20 protein-coding genes are annotated in these 20,944 nt (G+C 39.1%); 2 read left to right on the top strand and 18 right to left on the bottom strand.

Going from position 1 to position 20,944, the window contains the following annotated elements:
* Positions 1-16: 16 nt before the first annotated feature.
* The 3 genes from NAG76_14640 to NAG76_14630 are packed head-to-tail and all read right to left on the bottom strand — an operon-like array spanning position 17 to position 5,748.
* A complete protein-coding gene (locus NAG76_14640) occupies positions 17-3,286 on the bottom strand; it encodes an AAA family ATPase (GenBank protein URN93075.1) in 3,270 nt (1,089 codons plus the stop codon).
* A complete protein-coding gene (locus NAG76_14635) occupies positions 3,283-4,602 on the bottom strand; it encodes a DNA repair exonuclease (protein URN93074.1) in 1,320 nt (439 codons plus the stop codon). The genes NAG76_14640 and NAG76_14635 overlap by 4 nt, the downstream gene beginning before the upstream one ends.
* 18 nt (positions 4,603-4,620) lie before the next feature.
* Positions 4,621-5,748 carry a glycosyltransferase family 4 protein gene (locus NAG76_14630; GenBank protein URN93073.1) on the bottom strand — a complete coding sequence of 376 codons (1,128 nt, stop codon included), beginning with the start codon at positions 5,746-5,748 and terminating at the stop codon, positions 4,621-4,623.
* A 174-nt stretch (positions 5,749-5,922) separates the two neighbouring features.
* Here NAG76_14630 and NAG76_14625 point away from each other — a divergent pair, with 174 nt between their 5' ends.
* Positions 5,923-7,089, top strand: a complete 1,167-nt coding sequence (locus NAG76_14625) for a GGDEF domain-containing protein (GenBank protein URN93072.1) — start codon at positions 5,923-5,925, stop codon at positions 7,087-7,089.
* A 478-nt stretch (positions 7,090-7,567) separates the two neighbouring features.
* Here the strand turns inward: NAG76_14625 and NAG76_14620 are convergent, their stop codons facing one another.
* The 6 genes from NAG76_14620 to nrdI form a co-directional block, all read right to left on the bottom strand.
* Positions 7,568-8,371 carry a PhzF family phenazine biosynthesis protein gene (locus NAG76_14620; protein ID URN93071.1) on the bottom strand — a complete coding sequence of 268 codons (804 nt, stop codon included), beginning with the start codon at positions 8,369-8,371 and terminating at the stop codon, positions 7,568-7,570.
* A gap of 32 nt (positions 8,372-8,403) precedes the next feature.
* On the bottom strand, positions 8,404-8,868 hold the full coding sequence (locus tag NAG76_14615; protein URN93070.1) for a GyrI-like domain-containing protein: 465 nt from the start codon (positions 8,866-8,868) through the stop codon (positions 8,404-8,406).
* Positions 8,869-9,082: 214 nt separating this feature from the next.
* The gene (gene hprK / locus NAG76_14610) at positions 9,083-9,991 is read right to left on the bottom strand and encodes an HPr(Ser) kinase/phosphatase (GenBank protein ID URN93069.1); all 909 of its coding nucleotides are present in this window, start codon (positions 9,989-9,991) and stop codon (positions 9,083-9,085) included.
* Positions 9,992-10,105: 114 nt separating this feature from the next.
* Positions 10,106-11,062: a class 1b ribonucleoside-diphosphate reductase subunit beta gene (nrdF, locus tag NAG76_14605; GenBank protein URN93068.1), complete on the bottom strand. Its 957-nt coding sequence runs from the start codon at positions 11,060-11,062 to the stop codon at positions 10,106-10,108.
* Positions 11,063-11,105: 43 nt separating this feature from the next.
* Positions 11,106-13,190 carry a class 1b ribonucleoside-diphosphate reductase subunit alpha gene (nrdE, locus tag NAG76_14600; GenBank protein ID URN93067.1) on the bottom strand — a complete coding sequence of 695 codons (2,085 nt, stop codon included), beginning with the start codon at positions 13,188-13,190 and terminating at the stop codon, positions 11,106-11,108.
* Entirely contained in the window at positions 13,177-13,536 is a 360-nt protein-coding gene (gene nrdI, locus NAG76_14595; GenBank protein URN93066.1) for a class Ib ribonucleoside-diphosphate reductase assembly flavoprotein NrdI, read from the bottom strand. Before nrdI ends, nrdE begins: the two co-directional genes overlap by 14 nt.
* Positions 13,537-13,868: 332 nt before the next feature.
* On the opposite strand from nrdI, the gene NAG76_14590 reads away from it, so the two are divergent.
* Positions 13,869-14,090 carry a hypothetical protein gene (locus tag NAG76_14590; protein URN93065.1) on the top strand — a complete coding sequence of 74 codons (222 nt, stop codon included), beginning with the start codon at positions 13,869-13,871 and terminating at the stop codon, positions 14,088-14,090.
* Positions 14,091-14,347: 257 nt separating this feature from the next.
* Here the strand turns inward: NAG76_14590 and NAG76_14585 are convergent, their stop codons facing one another.
* The 9 genes from NAG76_14585 to NAG76_14545 form a co-directional block, all read right to left on the bottom strand.
* Positions 14,348-15,097 (bottom strand): class I SAM-dependent methyltransferase, encoded by a 750-nt coding sequence (locus tag NAG76_14585; GenBank protein URN93064.1) that lies wholly within the window; start codon positions 15,095-15,097, stop codon positions 14,348-14,350.
* Positions 15,098-15,099: 2 nt separating this feature from the next.
* Positions 15,100-16,020 (bottom strand): S1-like domain-containing RNA-binding protein, encoded by a 921-nt coding sequence (locus NAG76_14580; protein URN93063.1) that lies wholly within the window; start codon positions 16,018-16,020, stop codon positions 15,100-15,102.
* Positions 16,017-16,370 carry a ribosome silencing factor gene (gene rsfS, locus NAG76_14575; GenBank protein ID URN93062.1) on the bottom strand — a complete coding sequence of 118 codons (354 nt, stop codon included), beginning with the start codon at positions 16,368-16,370 and terminating at the stop codon, positions 16,017-16,019. Before rsfS ends, NAG76_14580 begins: the two co-directional genes overlap by 4 nt.
* A gap of 84 nt (positions 16,371-16,454) precedes the next feature.
* Positions 16,455-17,024 (bottom strand): bis(5'-nucleosyl)-tetraphosphatase (symmetrical) YqeK, encoded by a 570-nt coding sequence (gene yqeK / locus NAG76_14570; GenBank protein ID URN93061.1) that lies wholly within the window; start codon positions 17,022-17,024, stop codon positions 16,455-16,457.
* Positions 17,017-17,604, bottom strand: a complete 588-nt coding sequence (gene nadD / locus NAG76_14565; protein URN93060.1) for a nicotinate-nucleotide adenylyltransferase — start codon at positions 17,602-17,604, stop codon at positions 17,017-17,019. The genes yqeK and nadD overlap by 8 nt, the downstream gene beginning before the upstream one ends.
* A gap of 36 nt (positions 17,605-17,640) precedes the next feature.
* Entirely contained in the window at positions 17,641-17,934 is a 294-nt protein-coding gene (gene yhbY / locus NAG76_14560) for a ribosome assembly RNA-binding protein YhbY (GenBank protein ID URN93059.1), read from the bottom strand.
* Between the two features lie 291 nt (positions 17,935-18,225).
* Positions 18,226-19,092 (bottom strand): shikimate dehydrogenase, encoded by an 867-nt coding sequence (aroE, locus tag NAG76_14555; GenBank protein URN96848.1) that lies wholly within the window; start codon positions 19,090-19,092, stop codon positions 18,226-18,228.
* 38 nt (positions 19,093-19,130) lie between these two features.
* Positions 19,131-20,267: a ribosome biogenesis GTPase YqeH gene (gene yqeH, locus NAG76_14550; GenBank protein ID URN93058.1), complete on the bottom strand. Its 1,137-nt coding sequence runs from the start codon at positions 20,265-20,267 to the stop codon at positions 19,131-19,133.
* Positions 20,267-20,791, bottom strand: coding sequence for a YqeG family HAD IIIA-type phosphatase (locus tag NAG76_14545; GenBank protein ID URN93057.1), 525 nt, complete (start codon positions 20,789-20,791; stop codon positions 20,267-20,269). Before NAG76_14545 ends, yqeH begins: the two co-directional genes overlap by 1 nt.
* Positions 20,792-20,944 lie beyond the last annotated feature (153 nt).

Here is a 20,944-nt window from a genome sequence, read left to right as displayed (position 1 = left end):
ATTAAAGATTACAACTCTATCTTTCCATTTGAACTGCTATAGCATCGACCGCTACCGCTTGTAATTGATCTCTCGTGTACGGATGACAAGTAAAGTATAATAGTTGTCTATCTCTAGAAACTTCGCTTAATAGTTCCATAGCCGCCTGTAATCGGACCATATCAAAATTTACACAAGGATCATCTAACACTAATGGTAAATTAATATGATTCACCGCAGCCTCATGGATCGCTAGACGAATACATAAATATAATAATTCAGAAGTACCTCGACTTAGCAATTCGCTTTCGACTAAGGCGCCATTACTAGCACGTAACTGCAGGGTCCCGCGTTCTGCATTTCCAATAATTTGCGTATATGAACCATTCGTTAGTTTTGCAAAATATTGTGAGGCTTTGAGAAGTACAGCAGGTTGACGTTCCTGTTCGTACTTCTCTTTCGTATTTTTAATAAGCAATTTACTTATAGAAAGCTTCATATATTGCGCAACATATGCTTCAATTTGCGATATAACTGCTTCCTTTTTTAATTGAAGTTGTTGATGTTCATCTGAACTAACTAACCGTTCTCGCTGCTGTAATAATCTTCCCTTTTGTTCAATGATATGCTGTTGCTCAGCGTGTAAATCATCCAAACTTTGCTGTTCGGATATAGCTTTTTCTCGTATCCCGTCCTCATCATACTGAGTGAACATACGATCCAAATCATCAACTTCCTCAACCGTAAGGCCTGCTTTACGCTGTAGTGCTAGTCGCTCATATTGAACTTGCCATAATTCATATGCCTTCAAATGCTCTACAATAGCTAGCAGCTCACCAATCGTCGTTGTTTGAGACTGTTCATAATATTGCGCCAACTGATTGTGCAATTGTTGTAATTCTTGCTGCTTTACGAGTTGTTGTTCATGTAATTTCTGTAATTGTAACTGCAACGCTGCCCGCTCCGCTAGCTTGTCTTTTTGAATCTGAATCTGACTTCGCATATTAGATAATTGAAGTTGTTGTGATCCTTCAGGTAACGGCTCTAACCAGACGGCCTGGGTTAATTCATACACATCATCTACATATTGATCAATTTGTTTTTCATACTGGGCAATCAACATTTGTTGCTTATCATAGTTGGAATAATGATGTTGAATATTTCGATACAGCTTCGTAACCTCTCGAAAATCGTCACACTCACATTGTGAAGGTAGTTGTAGCTGCTCGGCAAGGCGAAGCCACTGTTCATTAACTTGATCTTGTTGATCTTGTAATTGTTGTAACTGTTTATCAATGCTATGTTGATCTAACTCCAAATGCTCGGCTTGTTGTTCCACAATTAAAGCTTGTTGCACTAATTGTTCTCGCTTCTGTAATAATAATTGTAAAAAGCTGATCTGCTCTTTCAAATCTCTGCGATGTTCGTAATAATTACTATCATTAATTGGTTGATTAAGCTCCACAATAAGCGATAGCGCCCGATATAAGCCTTTCATTCCTTCAGCTTGATCGTCGCCAGTCTCACTATTTCGTAACCCCTTCCTGCCGTTCCTACCAGACCATACCATCCCAGTCATTAATACTGCAATCAACGTCACTATAATAAGAATAGGTGATAGCCAACTATTCCATGATGCTAGCATAACTTTAGTTGATACTAATAGTGTTAATATCACCAATATAACGGACAAAGTAGATTGCATCATAATACGCATAGAGACAAATTGATTCCTCTTAGATCTATTGGTGTTATGAGTTCTATTAGCAACTTGAGCTCTACTATTGTTATTTGTTCTACTCGATCCATGACTTCTGCTTGTAATTACTGAATCACTTTGTGAGGAGATATTACGCTCTGTGGATATCTCATTCATTCTTTCATAATCATATTGGCGGTAAGCCTCATCAAGAATAATCGTTGCTTCATGTAGTTCTGCTCTTGTTTGTGGCAGCAGACGATGTTTCAGTCGAACCGCCTTCAACTCTTGATCTAATTGATCTTGTTGGTTTTTAGTTAATATCATTTGCTGATCGAGTGCTAGTAATTCTTGATCATATTTCATTTGATCTTGTCCTAGACGCTGTTGCTCTAATTGCAATTGCTGCATGGACGATAATAATCGTTCATATTCTGCTAATTGCTGAGCTGTTGGATTAAGCTGCCTCAATTGTTCCTTTGTCCAATAACTTGGTAACTGTTGTTGCAGTTCTACAATTACTTGTTCTAGTTGTTGCAGTTCATCTTGGCGAATGGCTAATTGGGATTGCTGTTCTGTAATAACACTACTTAATTGGATATAATGGTCCACCGTTGCTGCGCGCGATATCATATCGTCGTTCACGTTAATTGCTGCTATTTGCAGTTCTAATTGCTCTTCTGCAACTTGAAATTGGATCAGCTCATTGGAAATTAGGTGATCACTAGCTACAATTTGCTCTACATGTTGTGTAAAACCATTAGGCATCGCTCGAACATATTGTAGCTGCTCAAGTTGCCAACTGACTTCTTGCTGCTCTAACCACCATCCGCGCTGAGATACTACTCGATTCATCAGCTGTACAATGGTTTGTTGCTTTGTAAGTTGTACCTGTAACTCTTCATAACGACGATCGCATTGCTCTATTTCTAATTGAACAGCATTATATTGTTCAAGTTCCATCTCCACTTGCTTATATTGCTGTTGCAGTTGTTCATATTGCTTAAGCTCTTGAATAAGCAGTTGATTCTGTCCTCTTGGTTTGAAGAGCTTGTCCTGTTCCGCTATAAGTTGTTTCTCTAACTCAGCAACTTGCTTACCACTTTCCCAACTTGCATGATATAAATATTGACTCAATTCACTTTCTGTCATCACACTGGTTGCTTGTAATTCATTCAATGTAATGGCACTTAATTGCTGAAATAATCGAGCATTAATACCAGATAGAAAATTTCGTTCAAGATTAGCTTGCTCTACAATAGTGGAGGTCGTAATCGGGATGTAACGCTCGTTCTTGTGATCCTTCTGGGCTCTTGCAAGCTGCGCTTTACCTTGATGCTGCTCTCGATATCGGGTTAACTGATAGATTTCATCATTATCAGTAACAAATACGATACTGCCTCCATGACTTCCCCCGTACACTGGCTCAAGAAAGCGACCCACTTGATTTTTTCGCGAAAATCCGAATAACATCGTATAGATAAATTGAAACAATGTACTTTTTCCAGCTTCATTATGTCCGTAAACTACAACAAGTGGTGCATCCAGTTGTAATGTTACATCTTGTAGCTTACCAAACCCATTAATATTCAATTCTAATAGCTTCATATACTCACTCCTTGATCTTGATGGAGAAGGAGCCATTCTAATACTTTTTGCTTTGCATCAGCTAGCTGAGCCTGTTGTGAAGTCTCGTCTAATGTTACCTTGTCTTGTGTCGATGCCGTTTGACGTAAATATCGACTCAATCCTTGATGGGTTATTAACCCTTGTTGTGCTTCAGCAAATAACTGTTTCATTTGCTCTGGATCTACTATTAATTGTTCATAATACGTTAAGAAGTCACCGATAAAACTTTGTTCCTGACGAAGTAACGCTTCATCATATTGTACTTGGGTATGTAGTTGCAATTCGTATATATATAACCACTCACTGCTCGAATCATCTTCGTACATGCTTTGAATATGCGTCAGCATCTGCCTTGTATTACCCGTTTGTTGTAACAGCTCATGGATATACCCACTACCTGTTAGCTCAATTGAAAGTAGTATGCTGCACTCTATTTGCTCTGCTAACAGCGTTGACGTGTGGTGCTCAATCGTTGCAAGAAATTGTGCTTCGTTCTCAATGGATGAAACATCAATGGCGATTTGAAGCCATCTAATCGGTGCTAACGATAGAAAATGTATTGTTGTTTCGTGCTGCTCGTTAACGGTGACGAGATAACATCCTTTATCGCCACTCTCTTTGCGATGTCTGCCTTGCGTGTTTCCTGGATATACAACATATGGAGATTGGTGTAACACTTGACGCTTATGGATATGACCAAGTGCCCAATAATGATATTGATGCGCCAATAAATCAGACAAATGACAGGGCGCATACGGATCATGCTCACTAACATTGCCCACATTACCATGGTATAGTCCAATATGATAGCCGTGCTCTGGCTCGTGCTTATATTCCTTAGCTAGATTATCCATCACATGTCTAGTTGGATAAGATATGCCGTGTACGTACGCGAGAATAGCACCATCATCATTCGTGACTACCTTCGTTGTTACCTCAGTACTAGAAAATACATAAACATTGTCAGGATACGGGAATGGTATAGTCTGACCTGCAAGATGATCATGATTTCCATGAATAATATAAATGTTAATCTGACACTTTCTTAGTCGTTCATATTGTTGTAAGAGAAACAATTGCGCTTTCAGGGAACGATCACTTTCATCAAACAAATCGCCACTTACGACGATAAATTGTACCTGCTGCTTGATTGCAGTATCAATTAGTCGTTTAAATGCAAGGAAGGTCGCTTCAAGAAGCGACTCCCTCACATATGCTGGAACGGTTGTTAGTCCCTTAAACGGGCTGTCAATATGCAAATCAGCGGCATGAATAAAGCGAAATGGAATTGCCATTTCAGCACCACCTACTCCTTAGTACTGAGAAACTTCACGATATACTTTGTTCAATTGTGCAATAACACGTTGCAAAGAATAATCCCGCTTCGCTTTTTCGGATGCTTCTCTAGCAAGCTGATATCTATAATCTGGATCAATAATTACTGTTTCCAACGCATCTGCTAGAGCAGAATGGTCCTCCACAGGTACTAGTAATCCGTTAATTCCATTTTCAATTTGTTCTGATATTCCACCTACATCAGTCCCTATGAGAGCTAGTTGACAAAGCGCTGCCTCAGCAAATACTGAGCCAAATGCCTCCGCTCTAGATGGTAGTACAAAAATATCAAAGAACGGCATAAATTCTTCAGGATGAAGCATGTAGCCGTAGAAGATAATGTCGTCATATAATCCAAGATCTTGTGCCATCGTTTCTAACTCTTTGCGAATCGGGCCATCTCCAATAAGATGCAAGACAAAAGGATGTCCTCTTTCTTTTAGCTTGGCACATGCTTTCAGCAATACATCTAGCCCTTTGGCCGGAACGAGACGACAAACTGAAATTAATTGAGCGACTTCATTCTCATGGGCAATCGGACGGAATCGCTTCTCATCAAAACCATTAGGAATAACTTTAATGCCACTCGCGTTATCAACATAATTATTGAGATACGTTTGGAATGCTTCTGATACCGTCAAAATTCGATCAGCACGATCTTCCAATTCACGATAAATACTCGTTAAAAATTGATGTTCGATTCCATTTACTTTTATTTTATTGTTCAGAATTAACTCTCGCTCATAACTAGAATGTAGTGTCAGAATAAGCTTCGTATCTGGAAATATCTCTCTCATAGCTAGAGCGGCAATCGGATGATGAGCATGAATAAGATCATAGGACTTTTTAACGCGTAACTTAACCCACCATAAATAATCACGGTAAGTCTGAATATATTTATCTACGAGTTCATTCCCGAGAAACGGCGTCACATCAAAAGTCTGAAATATGACCTCATCTGTTCCTTTATTTCGAATTCTTTTCGGCAAAGAGAATAATTCCATCTCATATTCCATCTGATTGAATCGTTCTTGAATATAAGGCACCATTGAAGATACTCCACCCGGTTGCTCCGGCGGGAAAAACAAAGCTTGTAAAATTTGCATAGGTATCAACTCCTTATACTTTTCATTTTCAAACCTATTAATCGCCTTGCAGATGAAAAGTAGTATCAGAAGCATAAGTTTCTAATTATACATACAATATTTCCGAAAATTATGATATATTAGAACATATGTTTCGTTTATGACATACTACTACTATACATTGAGGATATATGAATGAACAACCTTTCAATTAATAACGCACTTATTGAACTTTTTTCCATCACGACATGTAGTATTATTATTGTACTTATGATCGTCATGGCAATACGAATTATGTCCAATTATCGGAATAAACTGATTTATGTTATCCTGGTTGCAACGCTTGCTCTTACGTTAATCCGTCAAATCATTGTTGGATTCGATGTATGGTATGAGCAGCCAATACCGCCTTACTTATATATTATTTCGACAAGTATACAGTTAATCTCCTTTATCATCTTAAATTTTGTCTTGATGAGGTTGTATTCTGTTGGGACAAATATAAGAATAACACCGATCATTATGCTACTACTTGGAGCCGTCACACTTACAATCGTTAACTGGTTCATTGAGCCTTACTCTATCATTTATAACAATGTAGAGTACTATGCTTATCCGATTATGGATTTTTACATGTTCATCTTAATTATTACTATGCTTGTCGTAACTCGTCATATTCAGATGACAACCCCATATTATGTTAGCTTAATGGTAATGTTCATGTACGAGCTTGCTAATCTACTACATATGTACGTATTTGAAATGGATCAACGCTGGCTATTTTACTTAGTGATTTCATTGCCTGTTATTTATTTCGCACTTATCTTCTTCTTATTGTTTGAATGGGTACTTGAACGATTACTATCGACGTATCAATCTTCGATCGTTGACGGACTTACAGGATTATATATTAGACGATATTTCCAGAAAAAGTTAACCTCCATGATCACGCGCAAACAAGTAGCTATCATCTTTTGTGATATTGATAACTTTAAACACCTAAACGATACGCAAGGTCATCAAGTGGCTGACAAAGCATTACAACAGGTTGCATCCATCTTGAAGGAAGAAGTATCACCTTTTGGTATTGCTGGCCGCTACGGTGGTGAAGAGTTACTCGGAGGGATCGTCATTGACCATATTAAGCCGATGCAGATAGCTGAACGGATTCGCGCTAGAATCGAACAAGAGACGATCGTTACCGTTAGTGTTGGTTTCAGTACGACAAAAGAAGCAGATAATCTAACATTGTTAATTAAACAATCCGATGAAGCGATGTATTATTCCAAATCTACAGGTAAAAATAAAGTTTCTGGGTACCGTTCTTTACCTGCCGCAGTCAAAAATAAACTTCAAAATTAAGGTAGTTCAAAAAGCGGACTTTGATAACGATGAGTGGGCTAACGTAGCATATTCGACATCGAATATGAAGCGAACTTGGAAAGAATAGCTAAAGCTTCCGATGTATGTTTCTTGCAGAAACATTGTAGGGCCGCGTGTACCAATAACGTACACTTGCGCTTCCTCCTTTCTCAAGTAGCACTTCATCTTCTCGACTTGCGAAAGCCCGCTTTTTGAACTTTATTGGAAGCTTCGTGCTGAACATTGACCGCTCGTGTACTCGTACCGTACACGTTGCTGGGTATTGTTTCAATGCCTTTAATACGATGATTGACTCCGTAGTATGTTCGACATCAATGATAAAGCGAACCTTCATTGGAAAATATAAAGGGCATCTAATCGACTCTACTTGAGTCTTTAGATGCCCTTTATATTTTTGCTAGTAAGAAAATACTAGTAGGCTGCCACAGCCTCATGAAGTTAATATAACCCTCTCGAGCTACATATGTAGACTGCCTTCAGACCAAAGATAACAACTACCCTCTTGAATGACATGATCATCTTCAAGTTGTAATGTGGCAAATCCTCCCCGAGAAGATAATTGTACTACTTTTAGTTTTGAGTTATTTCTAAGTCGTTTCATCCAATACGGAGCAAGTGCACAAAACGCTGATCCAGTCACTGGATCTTCATCAATGCCAATACGTGGGTAAAATGTACGACATACGATGTCTATATCTGGGTTATCTGCACGACTAGTCACCACAACCCCTCGCGCGTCTAAACCTTTTATCAATGATAACTCCACTTGTAGTTGTCGAATATCTTGTTCGTCCGTTAGCTCGACGATATAATCCATCCGATTTTTACTAATTGCTCGCGGGATTACACCAAGTGCGGTAATAAGATCAGATGGCGCCGAGCAAGTTACAGGTATCTCTTGCGGTAACCTCATCCGCAAAAATCCATCATGTAGACTAATTATAAGTGCTCCACTTAATGTCTGAAAGTAGATACTTTGATCTGTTGGAACAATACCCAAATGATACAAATAGTACGCTGATGCCAGCGTAGCATGACCGCATAAATCCACTTCAACTTGTGGCGTAAACCATCTAAGATGAAAATGGTTGAGTTCTTTACTTTTATATATAAATGCTGTTTCGGATACATTCATTTCTGCGGCTATCTGCTGCAGTTGTAGATCTGAGAATTGATCTTGTTCTAACAAAAGTACTGCAGCAGGGTTACCTGTGAATGGTCCATCTCCGTACGCATGAATCATCGCATAGGGAATGCTCATCTCTAGCAACTCCTTAATATAACTATTGCTCGCTACTCTGCTTCATCCTCTATCGGAATAAGAATATCAACAATTTCTTCCTCCAAATGTTGACCTTCAAGATAGAAAATTTCAAGTGAAACTGCTTGATCTAGTCGTTTATATCCATGTTCTTGAATCCATGCTTTAACCATCTCATAGCCTTCACCGATCCGCTGGGATGAACAACTAACTAACGCATATCGATGCATTGGAATCGTAATCGCAACCATTCCCGGTGGTAGTGGATCTTCACTGTACTGGGATTCGAAACACGCCCAATACGTAGCAAATGTCTCATTACCAAAGTAAGGACAATACATCACATTCGACTGTATAACATGATTGAGCTCATGCTTTCTTGCAAGAAAATCGGTCTGCAGGCGAATCGCTTCATCTGGAAAAGATGAATATGGTCCACAATAAGGAACTCCAACAAGATGCAGCGTTGATTTATTAACAATTGAGCAAGTTTCCATGTTATACTCCTCCTACAACTTTTCATCAAGTTCCTTATATTGCCCCCCAGTAGATGAAAAGTACTTCGGAAGCAATAACTTAACTTTTCATCAACATCCTAATATAACTTCCGAGTGGATGAAAAGTACTTAGGAAGCGTTAGCCTAACAACAATATCTATATTATAGCTAGTCTCGGTCAATATTGTAGCATAATCCAATATGAAAATGAAAGTTATTCACTTTCAAGTCTTTTCATGAAATCTTCCATTGCGCTATAACCTTGTTGTTTCAAATACCAATTGTTTGCTGCTGCTTCGATTAACCCCGCAACATCTCGTCCAGGCTGTAATTGAATCTCTAGATGTGGAATTTTCACTCCCATGTACTCTACAAATGTTGGCTCAAGATCTAAATCATTATTGAGATCATTTTCACGCCAACGTGTTAGTTCAATATCAAGTGAAATTCTTGACTCATCTTGAAATGCCTTACGACCATATAAACGAACAACATTGATCAGTCCTACACTACGTAGGGCAAGAAATTCTTTGGTCTTCTCATTGTGTGAGCCTATCAGTGCATGCTGACTAAGCTTTTTCAGCACGATAATATCATCTGCTACTAGACGATGTCCACGACGAATTAATGTATGTGCCGTTTCACTTTTTCCGATGCCCGATTTACCACGAATAATAATTCCAATCCCGGATACATTCATACATATTCCGTGTATCGATTGCTCCGGTGCTAATTGCTTCAATAGATAATGATCTAATTTTCCAATAAATGTAGCTGAGTCATCGCTTGTTCGTAGTAGTGGAATCCCTTCCTCTTCACAATACAATTTCAAATATTTCAAGCCATCTTGACCTGCTGTAACAATGAAGCAAGGTGGATGGTACTTTACAATATTTCCAATATGATGATTTCTTTGTTCCTCAGTTAGTCCATGTAAATATGTAATTTCTTTACGGCCTAATATTTGAATGTGTTTTTGCGGAAAAAAATCAAAATAACCAACAAATTCAAGCCCCGGTCGATATGCTCTTGCTTTCGTAATTGTGCGATGCAGCTCGTTAGCACCAGCGATAACTTCCAAGGAAAACTGATTAATGAGTTCCTTAACCTCTATTACCTTCATCACCAATACCTCCATCGTGGCAAAAAACGCCCTCGTATTTGTCTACGAGAGCGAGTTTCTTTTTATTAATTATATACTTGATGCTTCTTATAATCTAGTTGCGATATACAAAATTTAGAAATTAAACACAAAGTCATCATCAGTTAATGGCTCAACGTTCAACGTACGTACATATCCATTTCCTTTTTTCGAGAAGAAATCATGCTGTTTCGTACTAGTACTAATTCCGTTCAACACGATTGGATTAATTGCTTCTTCTTCAAAATGAGGTTCAAGTCCAAGATTCATCAATGCTTTATTCGCATTATAACGAACATAAGCTTTAACTTCTTCTTGTAATCCAAGATCTGAATACAAAGCATCCGTGTAAGTAACTTCATTGTCATAAAGTTCAAGCAATAGATCAAGAACTTCTTGTGTAAGTTTATCTTGCTCTTCTTGAGAGAATGTTGCTGCAATTTCTTGCGCAAGCACACCGATATACAATCCGTGAATACTTTCATCACGCAAGATTAAGTCAATAACTTCTCCACTACTCGTCATTCTGCCTTGTCCAGCTAGATATAGAGGATAGAAGAACCCACTGTAGAACAAGTAGCTTTCCAATAGAACAGAAGCCGCCATCGCTCTATAAAGATCACGATCGTTCTCGATGCCATTGTACCACTCTGCAATAATACCAGCTTTTTTCTGTAACTGTGGATTGTTTTCTACCCATTTGAAAATTTCATCAATTTCCTCAGTAGAAGCTAGTGTTGTGAAAATACTACTGTATGATTTCGCATGAATCTGCTCCATCATTCCCATAAATCCTAACACTGCTTTACGTTGTAATCCTTCCACATGCTCCAAAATCTTCGGCATACCAACACCGCCTTGAACGGTATCTAGTAATGTTAAGCCACCTAGTACTTTTTTATATAAAGAACGCTCATCTTGCGTCATTAATTCCCAATCCATTTTATCATCTGATAAAGGAATCTCTTCATCCGTCCAAAATTGCATAACATTTTGTTGCCAGAATGTTTGAGTAAAATCGTCGTCAGGACGGTTCCAGTTTACTGCTTTCATGTTCAGTATACTCCTTCATACTATGATGAAATACAGCTGCGCTTTATACTGCGCAGCTTGTGCATTCCTCGATAGTTAGTCGTTTTGTTCTTGTATAGTACAAGGATTTTAATCCTTTTTGTGCTGCGTAAATGTAGAAACGAGAAAGTTCACGCGTCGTAACATTACTATTAACATGGAGTACAGTAGATACGCCTTGGTCAATATGCTGTCCTAGTTCTGCGATAAGATCAATCAATTTGAACTGATCGATGTTGTAAGCAGATTTGTAGAAGAAGAAGTTATCCTGTGCTAAATACGGCATTGGGTAATATGTTGTTGAGTTCGCATACGTACGAGTTTCAATATGCTCAACAATCGGCATTACACTTGACGTTGCATTTTGAATATAAGAAATACTTTGAGTCGGTGCAATCGCTAGACGGTAAGCGTGGAATAATCCATGCTCTTGTACTTTAACTTTCAGTTCTGCCCAATCAGCAGGACCTGGAATATGCATACCATCGAATAGTTCTTGTACACGTGCTAGTTGTGGACGGAAATCCGTTTCAACGTAACGATCGAAATACGTACCTTTTGCATATTCAGAACGATCAAAGTCTTTAAACGTTGCTTTACGTTCTTTCGCAATTTCCATACTCTTCTCAATGGAATAGAAATTCATCATCATGAAAAATACGCCTGCAAATTCACGAGCTTCTGGACTTTCATAAGAAAGCTTATTTTTCGCAAGATAGCCATTAAGGTTCATTGCGCCAAGACCAACGGAGTGAAGTTCATCATTCGCTTTACGAACACCTGGTGCGTTATCGATTTGTGAAAGATCACTTACTGTAGTTAATGCTTCGATACCAACGTGTACGGAATCTTTAATTTCTTTGCGTTCCATTACATTTACAATGTTCAAGGAAGCAAGGTTACAACTTATATCGCGACGAATGATATCTTCATATCCGTAGTCGTTAATTTCTGAAGTTTCTTGCAGTTGGAAAATTTCAGTACATAGATTAGACATTTTTACAGAACCAATGTCTTTCAAAGCATGCCATTTGTTAGCATTGCTCTTATTCATAATGTATGGATATCCAGATTCTAGTTGAATCGATGCGATTTTTGTAAGCATTTCACGCGCAGACATAACAACTTTTTTCTTAACGTTGTCATTAGCAAGTAATTCATCGTACATAGCGTCAATATCAATATCATCAAGATGTTGACCGTATTCTTTGTATACGGAATAAGGTCCAAATACATGAAGTGGTTTGTTTTGAGCTGCTAATTCATAGAATTTATTAGGAATAATAAGGCCAATTGATAATGTCTTAATACGAGATTTCTCGTCAGCATTAATCTTTTTGCTATCTAAGAATTCGATAACGTCCCAGCCGAAAATATTGTAATATCCAGCGCCAGAACCTTTACGTTGCCCCATCTGATCCGCATAAGAGAATGCATCCTCCATTAGCTTCAGAACAGGCATAACCCCTTTTGCAGCGCCTTCTACACCTTTAATCGGTTCACCACGACCACGTAGCTTCGATAGGTTGACAGCAACACCACCACCGATTTTGGAAAGTTGCATACATGTGCCAAGCACATAGTTAATGGAGTTCAAGGAATCATCCATTTCAAGCAAGAAGCATGATACCATCTCACCACGACGACTTTTACCAGCATTGAGGAATGTTGGAGTCGCAGGCTGTAGACGTTGATCGATCATTGCTTGTGCAATACGAGTAGCTCTTTCGATATCGCCTTCGCCAAGATGCAACGCTACGATTGAAACACGCTCATGGTACTGCTCAAGATATTGTGCCTTGTCATTTGTTTTCATAGCGTAGTCTTTATAAAATTTTGAAGCAGCCATATAAGATTGAAATTCAAATTTTGCCGCTTCAGTAAGATCAAAGATTGTTTTCACTTGATCATATGTATATTTGTCATATACGTTGTCATAGAAATCATTCTCGATAAGATAGTCCAATTTATCTTTCAAAGAAGCAAACTTAACACTTTTTTCATCAACTTCAGCCATAAATGCTGCAACTGCTTCTTTATCTTTTTCTAATTGGTAGAAACCGTCTGCTCCGCGTTGCAAGAGCTCATTATTTAGTTCAATATGTTTCAATGGTTTGCACCCTTTCCATGAATTGTAGCGTGTCTTTATTTGTGCCAGAAAGTTCGAACTTAGAAATGACCGGTACATTGTATGTCTCAGCTATTGTATCAGCACTTTTGGCGAAACCAGTGCCCCAGTTACGGTTACCACTGGCGGAGACGCCTCTCAACATATTGTGGTTATCTTGCAAAAAATCATTGACTTTCTGCGGGACTTGTCCAAAGCCTGTTGTATATGTAATAAGAACGTACGGCTCGTCCACCTTGGGCATCTCATCAATAGAGACTGCTGCCATATTTAATTTCTTCACAAAGCGTTTGACATTGCCTGTCTTAGAATCATACACAACTAACATTTCCCACTCTCTCCCCCTACCATTTATCCCAATCAAAAAGCGCTCTACCCCCTATACATGACAGGCAGATGCGCTTGTAGTCAGAACCATGGTGTACGCAGTTAAACTGCTAGATTGCTATACCCATAACTAGATATAGTCGATGAATAGAATCATACCTCAATATATAGGTGGAGTCAATGAGATTTCGTCATATTCTTTGCAATTTTGCCTATGAAAATATTTTCATAACGCTCGTCCCAATAGGGGCTTGAGATTTCGCCACTCGACTATTTTATCAGATAGCGTTATGATGTGATAGTGACATTTTACAGATCGTTTTGGAGGCGCTTATGAAAGCAATATTATCTACTGAAGAAGCTCTTAACAGACTTGAACAATTATACCAAGCAAGCCAAATACAAGATGTTGAATTAGTGAAGTACATAGAGCATCTAGCAGCTGAAAATGAGCAACTAAAGCTTACTTTACACAAATTACGCACAACGATCGCCCAAAAGGGAAACACTATATCTAGTATGCATAGTAAATTGACTGATGCACTGAGAGAATAGGAAAGGCTGTGCCATAGGAAACTATGGACAGCCTTTTATGGTAGTTTAAAAAGCGGACTTTGATAACGATGACTACGCTAATGTAGCTTAGTCGACGGCGAAGCTTCCATTCATCGGTCGTTCCAGTGCTCACGTACCAATAATGTACGCTGTGCGCTTCACTTCCCTAGCTTCATGGCAGCTTCTTGGTTCTGAAATCCCGCTTTTTGAACCTCTATTTTAAGTGGAAGTTCAAAAGCTAATTTACTAATAATTATTTATTTAATCGCAACGAAGAACAAACGAGTTGAGTGGTCGTCAGCAGCCTTTAACTGAAAATCACTATACAAATGTATTTGAGTAAAGCCTACTGAGCGTAATGCCCCTTCTAACCACTTAGAGCTATATGCTCGTTGGACATGTTCCTCATCAATTCTGCTATAGCGACCATCGGCCTCTTGAACAAATATCGAAAGAAAATGTTCGATAATATGGTCATCCTCGTCATATTCACTACTCCACATGTATGAAATTCCGTTCTCATCATATACAAATGGCTGATCCGCTGCGTATTGTTCAAAGCGCGTAATCGGATGAACATCAAAAATAAAGCTTCCGCCTTGCTTCAATTGGTCATACGTTGCTGATAATGTAGCCAGTAGATCATCTTCATCGACAATATAGTTCAGGCAATCACAGAATGAAATTACCGAATCTACTTTTTCCGACAATTCCCACTGACTCATATTTTGTTCAAGCAATGTAAGATTACCATCTACCGAAGATTGTTGCTCCAACTTTTGCGCTGCTACAGCTAGCATATCACTCGATAGATCAATCCCAACAACTTGATACCCCTTAATCGCTAAAGGTATAGCAATACTGCCAGTGCCACACCCAAGATCTACGACTTTTTGCGGTTTACCGTGTTGTTGCCATACGGCTTCAGCGAAAGCGATCCACTCTTCATATGGCATATCTGCCATAAGACGATCATACACCGTAGCAAACTGACCGTATGATTCCATTATTATTCAACCTCATCCGTGTTTTCGTTTTTCGGTTTTGGTGCACTTTCAGTTAGATAAGTCCAGCTACCTTGTTGTACAACGATGCCTTCACGCATCAGCTTGCCTAATGCACGTTTGAAAGCACCTTTGCTCACACCAAAGCGACTACGAATAAGTTCTGCTTCTGTCGCATCAGAATACGGCATACCGCCACTTGGTCGTTCTTTGATAAATGCTAATATACGATCAGCATCTTCAACACGTCCAAATTCCTTCTGTTGTGTCATCGATAGATTAACTCGTCCATCTTCACGAACAAACGTTACACGGGCCTTAACACGTTGACCAAGACGAAGACTTTCAATACGATCTGTGCTCGGAATTAATCCATATGCACCGAATCCTACGACACCGCCATCAATGACAACGAAAGAACCCATTTGTAAACTTTTCGTAACCCATCCTTCAACCCATTGATTTCTCCAAGTTGCTGGAGCTGGGAAAGTAAGTGGAGCAAGTTCTGGTTCTTGCGCAAGCTTAGCGATTTGACGACCACTCTTATCATGAGTCATGAATACGAATACTTCGTCACCTACGATCGGACGATACTCGATCATCTCCGGCAATTCACTTAACGGTAGTAATAGTTGACGTCCAAGACCCATCTCTAAGAAACAACCTAGTCTAGGATGAACATCAGCTACAACTAATCGTGCCATTTCATCCAATGAAATGAATGGTTTGTTCATTGTTGCACAAATACGATCTTCTGAATCGAAGAAAATGAAAACTTCAATCTCATCACCTACGTGAGGCTTAGATCCTACAAGCTCCGTATATGGCAACAATACATCCTCTTCACCATTGTTAAGAAAATAACCATAAGGAGAAACTTCGCGAGAAATTTTTAATCGCTCAGTAGTTCCTGCTACATAGCTCATACTAATTCCACAACCTTCGCATCCGACCAAATTTTCTCGATATTGTAATATTCTCTTTCTTCACGATGGAAGATGTGTACGACAACATCTCCGATGTCGATCAATACCCAACGTGCTGTGTTTTCACCTTCTACACCACGTACTGTAAAGCCAAGCTTGTCAGCAGTTTTACGAATCTCTGTTGAGATTGCTAATACTTGAGTATCTGAGTTACCACTACAGATTACGAAATAATCTGCTACTAAAGATAAACCATTCAAATCTAGGGCAACTAGATCATGTGCTTTCTTATCCTCTGCTGCATCTATAACTGCTGATAATAATTTTTTTACTTGTTCATGTCCTTTCATTTGAACCCTCCTAATAATGTATATATCTATTTTGAATAACTTCTCTACTTTGAATACTTAATTCATATCCGCTGAAATGAATATTTATTTCATATTCAATTGTTGAACGATATTATTTCTTGCTTCTAAAGTAACAGGGTATACCACTTTCCCTCTTTCAATTAGAAATATGATGGTTTGATCAAGACCGAATAATATTGCTCTCTCCAAGCTAACTTTTGCAAGCTCACGCGCTTCATTAACACCTGGAAAATCACGATTCGGTTCAATATAATCTGCAAGCCAGACAATTTTCTCTAACAAGGTCATATTGGCTCTGCCAGAAGTATGATAACGAATAGCGTCACATATCTCGATGTCGTGCACACCATATTGTTCTTTCGCGACGGATGCACCTACTTCAGCATGCCATAACTCCTTATTGTAATGAAGCACTCGCTCATCAAGTGAATACTGCTTAATATAAGTTGCTTGATCTGCGACAGGCCAATACTTTGCCACATCATGGATAATTGCTGCGAGTTCGGCACGCTCCGGACTCTCGCCATAACGCTCCGCTAGCTCTATTGCACTACTCATCACACCTTGGGTATGAATCCAGCGACGTTCTGGCATTTGCACACTTACAGATTGAATAATCTGCTGCCTATCCATAAATTCGATTCCCCCTTATAAATTGCGCAACCGAATCGGGAACATAGTACTGTAATGATAATCCCTGTTCCGCACGCAATCGGAGCTCTGTAGATGATATACCGATAAGTGGCATAGATGCAATCGTTAGTTTACTTCTCCACTCACTAGAAAGTAAGTCAAGTTGCAACGGATCAGAAGGGCGATTTAGACCAATAAATGAAATCAATGATCTTAACTCTTCTGCTCGATGCCATGTCGGCAAATCATGAATACGGTCAGAACCAATAATGTAGCTGAACTGATGATGAGGATACTGACTCATTAATCTAGTTACTGTATCGAACGAGTAACTGATGCCACTACGGCTTAACTCAATATCTAGTGCGCGGAAAGCAGATTGATCTGCAATTGCTAACTGAACCATTTGCATACGCTGCTCTGCTGTTGCAAGCGGCGCATTCGGCTTTAAGGGAGGAGTGGCAGTAGGGATAAACCATACTTCATCTAAGGATGCCGCTTCCATAGCTGAGCTTGCTGCAATCATATGACCGATATGAATTGGATCAAAAGTCCCACCCATGATGCCAACTTTGCGCATGATGCCACCTCCAATTACTGTGTTAACTTATTTGAACTATCTTGGAAGAACAATCGTTTTGTAATCTACAGATTCCTTGTAAAGTACAATGGTCTTACCAATGACTTGAACTAATTCAGTACCTGAAGCTTCTGAAATCTCAACTCCGATTTCTTTCGCATCATCATCACAGTTATTCAATACAGAAATTTTAATTAGCTCTCTTTTTTCAATCGCCTCTTCAATATGGCGAATAAGATTTTCATTCGCTCCACCTTTACCAATTTGGAAAATAGGTGTTAAATGATGCGCTAATGAACGCAAATGACGCTTTTGTTTTCCTGTTAACATAAATAATTACCTCTTTCGTATTGTAATGATTAAAAAAATGGAGGGCATATTCGACGCCGACTAAACTACAGCGTGATTACAGTCAGCGATTTTGAACTACCTCTATAATGAAAGTTCAAAACTTTTGCTTGTCAGCGCCAAGGAGATGCCATGAAGCTAGGGAAGTGAAGCGCACAGCGTACGTTATTGGTACGTGAGCACTGAAACGACCGAAGAAATGGCATATTCGACGCCGAATAAGCTTCGTTAGCATACGCATCGCGATCACAAGTGAATGTTTTGAACTACCTCTTATTGTAATGCTGCGAGCACTGCATCTCGCATCGCATCCACAGGCGCCTGCTTATCCGTCCAATATTCAAAAGCAAACGCACCTTGATATATGAACATCCCTAGACCACCATGAGCAACACAACCATTTTGCTCTGCATCTAGTAAAAATTGTGTTTTTAGTGGGTTATAGATAAGATCACTTGCTACCGCTCCGGATTTCATCCATTCCCCTGCAATTGGTGTTTCACCGATATGCGGATACATGCCTACAGATGTCGTATTTATGACGATGTCTGCTTGTCTACATAATTGTTCAAGCTCATCTTGTCCTGCTGCAATTAATGGCACAGTACTATTCAATGAAGCAACTAATTCCTCTGCTCTAGCAACTGTACGATTAACAACATAGATTGTTGATGGATTCTCTTGAAGTAAGGCATAGATAATACCTCTAGATGCACCACCCGCACCGACGACAACAATCTGCTTTCCTGTAATATTAGCAATCGCTTCTTCTTTTAATGATCGAACATATCCAATACCATCTGTATTATATCCGATCAATCGACCATCTCGATTAACTACAGTGTTAACGGCACCTAAGCACAGCGCATCCTCATCGATTTCATCAAGCAAGTCCATCACATGAAGCTTATGAGGTATCGTTACATTCATACCTAATATGCCAAGATCTCGTACTGCTTGTACGAATGAAGGTAATTGCTCTGGCGAGACTTGGAATGCTCCATATATTGCATCTATAGAACATTGTTCAAACGCTCTACCCAGCATGAGTGGAGACTTCGATTGCTTAATAGGATCGCCGATTACACAATACAATGCCTTACCATTATTAGCTTGTTGCCACTGTAATAATTGTTGGATAACGTCCAAATTGATCACCTCATCTGCATCTGAAACTGCTAGATCATTGAATCACGTAAAACAACTTTAATTCCTTTTGGCGCATAAATATCTAGTAATGCACCACTATCACTATTCACTTGAATCCAACCGAGGCCAGAAATATAGATATCATTGTATTGTCCACGTTTTACACGCAATGTATGTCTTGTCCATGCAGGAATATCAGCGAGTTCCTCTCTACTAGGACCACCTAACAATTCGCCTTGATGTTGTTCATACAACTCATCAGCACGCTCTAGCTTAGTACGATGAATATTAAGCGCATTAGATACATAGAACGTAAATGATTGACGGTCACCTTCTACAAAGTCAAAACGAGCAATACTACCCATGAATAATGTTTGACCCTCATTTAACTGATATACAAGCGGCTTAATTGGCTTGTCCGGCAATAGCGTTCCTAAGAAACTACGAGGAACAATTTCAGTCATACGACTTGCATACACAATACCCGGCGTATCAATAATCGCATTTCCATCATCAAGCGGAATTCGAACTGCATCTAGCGTTGTTCCAGGATAACGGGAAGTCGTCAATTCTTGAGTAAGATCACTATAATCGGAGATTAAACGATTAATAAGTGTGGACTTACCTACATTTGTTGCACCAACAACGTAGACATCTCTACCATTTCGATAATTTTCTATTTCTTCAATCACTCGTTCAAATCCGATATTACGCTTTGCACTACAAAGTACAATATCTACTGTACGTAGTCCTTGTTGCTTCGCTTGTTGTTGAACCCAGTTACGAATACGATTCATATTCATCACTTTTGGCAATAAATCGATTTTGTTAACGACAAGCAATACTTCATTATTACCTACAAAACGTTGTAGGCCAGAAATTAAGCTTCCTTCAAAATCAAAAATATCAACGATATGCACAACTAACGAATTCGTATTACCAATACCGCTTAGTAAACGTAAAAAATCATCTTGATCAAGTGCTACCGATGAAGCTTCATTATAATTTTTAATGCGGAAACAACGCTGACAGATAATAGGTTGTTTATCTAATGCTGATGCCGGAACAAATCCGATTAATTCCTTATTTTCTGATTGGATTGCTACTCCACAACCAGCACAATGAATACGACCATCAGTCTCATGCTTATTACTTCTTTGACTCACTATTTTGTTTCCTCCTCATGCCATAAACTACGTTTGCGTAATCTTGAAATCACGATACGTTCAAGTCGACGATTAACTTTCGTCATGATGCCTTCTTCTAGGGGGGCAATTGGTGCAACGAGTACCGTAAACATACCCATCCGATTTCCGCCGAACACATCAGTCATCATCTGATCACCGATCATTAACGTTTTAGCTGGCTCTAGTTTTAATATGTTTAATGCTTTAACAAACGCGCGTTGCGCTGGTTTTCTAGCTGCATGAATATAGGGAAGCTGCAATGGCGCAGCAAATTTACCGACACGACTATCATTATTATTGGACACAATTACAACCTCGAAACCTTTAGCAGATACTTCTTCAAGCCATCTTACAAGTTCTTCGGTAGCTAGTGGAGCGTGTGCTCCAACTAAAGTGTTATCCAGATCCGTAACAATTCCTCTAATCCCTTGTTCGTAGAGCCGATCCAAAGGAATATCATATATCGATTGTACTTTCATTTTAGGTAAAAACAACTCAATCATTAAGCGTACTCCTCCAGCTTCATGCTTTATTACGAAACTATAACATACAACGACATTTTGTTGCAAAACAAAACCCCGCCCACAAGAAAAAACTTGCGGACGGGTGTAAAAGTCAACGCATTCATTTGTTACTTCTTCTATTATAATAGAAGA

Origin of the sequence: Candidatus Pristimantibacillus lignocellulolyticus (assembly GCA_023639215.1) — a bacterium.
In the GTDB taxonomy this organism is placed as follows: Bacteria; Bacillota; Bacilli; order Paenibacillales; family Paenibacillaceae; genus Pristimantibacillus; species Pristimantibacillus lignocellulolyticus.
Note: the sequence above shows the minus strand (reverse complement) of the source record. Positions and strands in the feature narration are given on the sequence as shown.

Bases quoted from the DNA above. Each gene is read 5' to 3' on its own strand.
- NAG76_14640 (URN93075.1), bottom strand. From the start codon at position 3,286: ATGAAGCTATTAGAATTGAATATTAATGGGTTTGGTAAGCTACAAGAT.
- NAG76_14635 (URN93074.1), bottom strand. From the start codon at position 4,602: ATGGCAATTCCATTTCGCTTTATTCATGCCGCTGATTTGCATATTGAC.
- NAG76_14630 (URN93073.1), bottom strand. From the start codon at position 5,748: ATGCAAATTTTACAAGCTTTGTTTTTCCCGCCGGAGCAACCGGGTGGA.
- NAG76_14625 (URN93072.1), top strand. From the start codon at position 5,923: ATGAACAACCTTTCAATTAATAACGCACTTATTGAACTTTTTTCCATC.
- NAG76_14620 (URN93071.1), bottom strand. From the start codon at position 8,371: ATGAGCATTCCCTATGCGATGATTCATGCGTACGGAGATGGACCATTC.
- NAG76_14615 (URN93070.1), bottom strand. From the start codon at position 8,868: ATGGAAACTTGCTCAATTGTTAATAAATCAACGCTGCATCTTGTTGGA.
- hprK (URN93069.1), bottom strand. From the start codon at position 9,991: ATGAAGGTAATAGAGGTTAAGGAACTCATTAATCAGTTTTCCTTGGAA.
- nrdF (URN93068.1), bottom strand. From the start codon at position 11,062: ATGAAAGCAGTAAACTGGAACCGTCCTGACGACGATTTTACTCAAACA.
- nrdI (URN93066.1), bottom strand. From the start codon at position 13,536: ATGTTAGTTGTGTATGATTCTAAGACAGGCAATGTCAAACGCTTTGTG.
- NAG76_14590 (URN93065.1), top strand. From the start codon at position 13,869: ATGAAAGCAATATTATCTACTGAAGAAGCTCTTAACAGACTTGAACAA.
- NAG76_14585 (URN93064.1), bottom strand. From the start codon at position 15,097: ATGGAATCATACGGTCAGTTTGCTACGGTGTATGATCGTCTTATGGCA.
- NAG76_14580 (URN93063.1), bottom strand. From the start codon at position 16,020: ATGAGCTATGTAGCAGGAACTACTGAGCGATTAAAAATTTCTCGCGAA.
- rsfS (URN93062.1), bottom strand. From the start codon at position 16,370: ATGAAAGGACATGAACAAGTAAAAAAATTATTATCAGCAGTTATAGAT.
- yqeK (URN93061.1), bottom strand. From the start codon at position 17,024: ATGGATAGGCAGCAGATTATTCAATCTGTAAGTGTGCAAATGCCAGAA.
- nadD (URN93060.1), bottom strand. From the start codon at position 17,604: ATGCGCAAAGTTGGCATCATGGGTGGGACTTTTGATCCAATTCATATC.
- yhbY (URN93059.1), bottom strand. From the start codon at position 17,934: ATGTTAACAGGAAAACAAAAGCGTCATTTGCGTTCATTAGCGCATCAT.
- NAG76_14545 (URN93057.1), bottom strand. From the start codon at position 20,791: ATGATTGAGTTGTTTTTACCTAAAATGAAAGTACAATCGATATATGAT.